Source organism: uncultured Thiohalocapsa sp., from assembly GCF_913062725.1.
In the GTDB taxonomy this organism is placed as follows: domain Bacteria; phylum Pseudomonadota; class Gammaproteobacteria; order Chromatiales; family Chromatiaceae; genus Thiohalocapsa.
In genome coordinates, this window is the sequence record NZ_CAJXWY010000128.1 from 1 (window position 1) to 2,636 (window position 2,636).

The window sequence follows — 2,636 nt, forward strand, 5'->3', positions numbered from 1 at the left end:
GGGATAATGATCCTGACGGCGCGAATGATACTGGTTGAGTCAGGGGAGCGGAATTAATCTAACAAAGTAGTACTAGCCCCCGGGCTGGTGCTCTTGTTAGGCATGTTTTGTTGAATCTAGATAGAGGGTGTCGGGGCAAATATCCTGCTCATGCGGCCAAACCACAGTGCCATCCAAGGCTCGCGCCTGCGAGAAATAGCGTTCGTCCTTGAGCTCTCGGAACACACCGAACTCTAATAGGTGAGAGCAGTCATACATACCGTGCTCGCCGTTACTGAACACCAAGAACAGTTTGTATCCGGGTCGGGCTTCGACACTCTTGACCCTAGGATTCATGGGCGCTATCTCAACGGTTCTATCTTATAGGGCTGCTCTCCGGACACGGCGAGAGCCCAATCTGCTATTAGTTCATCCCGGTGCAGTTCGATCCAAGCCTGCAGCAGTTTCATTTTCGAATTCGGAATACTTCCTTCAAGAACGGTGCCGTCGGGGATTTGGACAACCACCTCGTCATCTTGGTACTTGACATGGATGTGCGGCAACTTATGCTGCTTACGGTCCATAAAGTACATGTAGACGATTAGTCCATAGAACATCGAGATTGAAGGCATGTCCTCACCCGAGTGGCATTATGCACGACGCTAAGCCCGGCCCCTTTTCCGGAGCTGTCACATCCCTTTAGCGAGATTCGCGTCCGGCGTCTCCATGAGCAGGCGATAGTGGTTGGTCATGAGACAGTAGGCGTGCCCCCACCAGTTGAAGCGCTCGCACACCTCGGCGAGCAACCCCAGGAACATCCGCCGGTCACCGTCGCCCCCATAGATCGCCTCTCGCCCGTCACCACGCGAGGTGACGTGGTAAAGCGCGCCGGAAAACTCGAGCCTTAGGCGACGTGCCACACCCCAACCCTAACTCATCAGAGGCAAAAGGCAAGACCTGATATTGTCAAGTCCCGGGAGATTATAGGGGCGCACCGCACCAGCACTCGACGCCGCGCTGCTGTTCTCGACCGAGGAATGGCGGGCAGCCTACATCCTTGCCAAGCAACGTCCGCCCAAGCAGGCACCCAAGCTCAACACCGTCATCCGGCTCATCGCCAGTCTCGGCGGCTTTCTCGGGCGCAAATGCGATGGCGAGCCCGGGATGAAGACGCTCTGGCTCGGGCTGCAGCGGGTGCGGGACTTCGCCGAGGGCATGCAATTTGCCCAAAGCTTACAGGGCACTTAGCGTATTTATGTGCAAATATATTCACTTGACCACACAATGGTCTCCCAAGAGTTCTACGACCAGTCGCGCAAGCGCCTCTGGGCCTTGCGCGGCATGCACCTCTTCAACGATCACCTTCCGCCCACTCGCACGCATCGTCGAAGGGTTAGGGCGCCGCTATCTGGAATCGATGGAGGACATGTGCCATGTCGGATCGCCAGCGCCGTCTGCTCGGCACCTTGCTGTTGGTTGTGGGCATCGGTGTCGCGTCGTCCCAGGCGCTGCTGACCTCCTGCAGCGCCTCGGCCTCGGCGATTGTCTCCGTGCACTGAGTCCGCGGCGATGAAACGGGTTTTGCTGCTGGCCGTGATCATCGCCATTGCGGCCGTGCTGGTGACGGTGATGTGGCGTCGGCTGGCAGCGCAGGGCAGCGCTGATCGCCAGGCGGCCAACGCCGAGGTTGCCGTCCCCGATTGGCTGCTGTTCGTACTGCCCCTGCCGGCGGCGGCCGCGGCCCTGATCGCCCTCATCCGCGGCGAGCTCACGCTGCTGCTCGGCGATGGGCTCGGCTACGGCCTGCTGCTGGGCGGCGCGCTGCTGGCGCGTCGCGGGCTCGCCGGCGCTCGGTGGCGGCGCTGGTCACCTAAGCGCGCAGGCGCGGTGCTGCTGGCGCTGGGCAGCGGCGTGACGGCCTGGCTCGGCGCCGGGCATCATCCGGCCATCGGCGGGGCCTTCGCCTTGGTGACGCTGCTGGGCTTCCATCTGGTCTATGCGCTGGACCTCTCGCCGCTGCGCCGGCGTCCGCAGGACTTGGGCCGTTTCGGCGCCGCGTCGCTTCGGCGTGCCGCCGCCTCCATCGCCGCCATCGAGCAGGCGAGCCGCCGCATCCGCCAGCCGGAGCTGGACGAACGGCTCGCCAGTATCGCCGGCTTAGCGCGGCAGATCCTGACGCGTGTTCAGGATGATCCGCGCGACCTGTGGCGCGCGCGCAAGTTTCTGAACGTCTATCTCGACGGCGTGCAGCGGGTGGTGGAGGGCTATGCGAAGACCCACAGCGAGATGACCGCACCCGCGCTGGAGCAGCGCTTTCGTCACGCGCTGGAGACGGTCGAGACCGCCTTTCGCGAACAGTACCAGGTGCTGTTGGAGCGCGACGTGGAAGACCTCGATGTGCAGATTGAGGTGCTGACCCGTCAGCTGGAGCGCGAGGGCATGCTGTAGCCGCGGCGGCCGAACTGGTTGTGCCGTCGCCGACGGCTGCCCGATCATCGCCGGGAGGCTGCTCCATGGACTGGAGGCGTCGGCTGGGGTCGCCGGTGATGTATACCCGTCGCATCTCGGTTTTCGCTTTCCGCGGGCTGGGTTGCGGCTGGCGGGGGTCTCGACAGCAGGGATGCTGTCGTGAAGCCTACAGGGACGTATTCACGGCG

At 62.5% G+C, this 2,636-nt stretch carries 4 protein-coding genes and 2 pseudogenes; 3 read left to right on the forward strand and 3 right to left on the reverse strand.

Annotated elements, in window-relative coordinates:
- Positions 1-96: 96 nt before the first annotated feature.
- From QZ588_RS18205 to QZ588_RS17985, 3 genes and pseudogenes are all read right to left on the reverse strand, one after another.
- Positions 97-336: a DUF2442 domain-containing protein gene (locus tag QZ588_RS18205; protein ID WP_366929611.1), complete on the reverse strand. Its 240-nt coding sequence runs from the start codon at positions 334-336 to the stop codon at positions 97-99.
- Between the two features lie 5 nt (positions 337-341).
- On the reverse strand, positions 342-611 hold the full coding sequence (locus tag QZ588_RS17980; RefSeq protein ID WP_366929612.1) for a DUF4160 domain-containing protein: 270 nt from the start codon (positions 609-611) through the stop codon (positions 342-344).
- A gap of 60 nt (positions 612-671) precedes the next feature.
- Positions 672-899 (reverse strand): annotated as a pseudogene (locus QZ588_RS17985) (addiction module toxin RelE); the annotation flags it as partial.
- 67 nt (positions 900-966) lie between these two features.
- On the opposite strand from QZ588_RS17985, the pseudogene QZ588_RS17990 reads away from it, so the two are divergent.
- From QZ588_RS17990 to QZ588_RS18000, 3 genes and pseudogenes are all read left to right on the forward strand, one after another.
- A pseudogene (locus QZ588_RS17990) lies at positions 967-1,227 on the forward strand (IS4 family transposase); the annotation flags it as partial.
- Positions 1,228-1,412: 185 nt separating this feature from the next.
- The gene (locus tag QZ588_RS17995) at positions 1,413-1,538 is read left to right on the forward strand and encodes a hypothetical protein (RefSeq protein WP_295544488.1); all 126 of its coding nucleotides are present in this window, start codon (positions 1,413-1,415) and stop codon (positions 1,536-1,538) included.
- A 10-nt stretch (positions 1,539-1,548) separates the two neighbouring features.
- Positions 1,549-2,427 (forward strand): 5-bromo-4-chloroindolyl phosphate hydrolysis family protein, encoded by an 879-nt coding sequence (locus QZ588_RS18000; protein WP_295544490.1) that lies wholly within the window; start codon positions 1,549-1,551, stop codon positions 2,425-2,427.
- Positions 2,428-2,636: the final 209 nt, after the last annotated feature.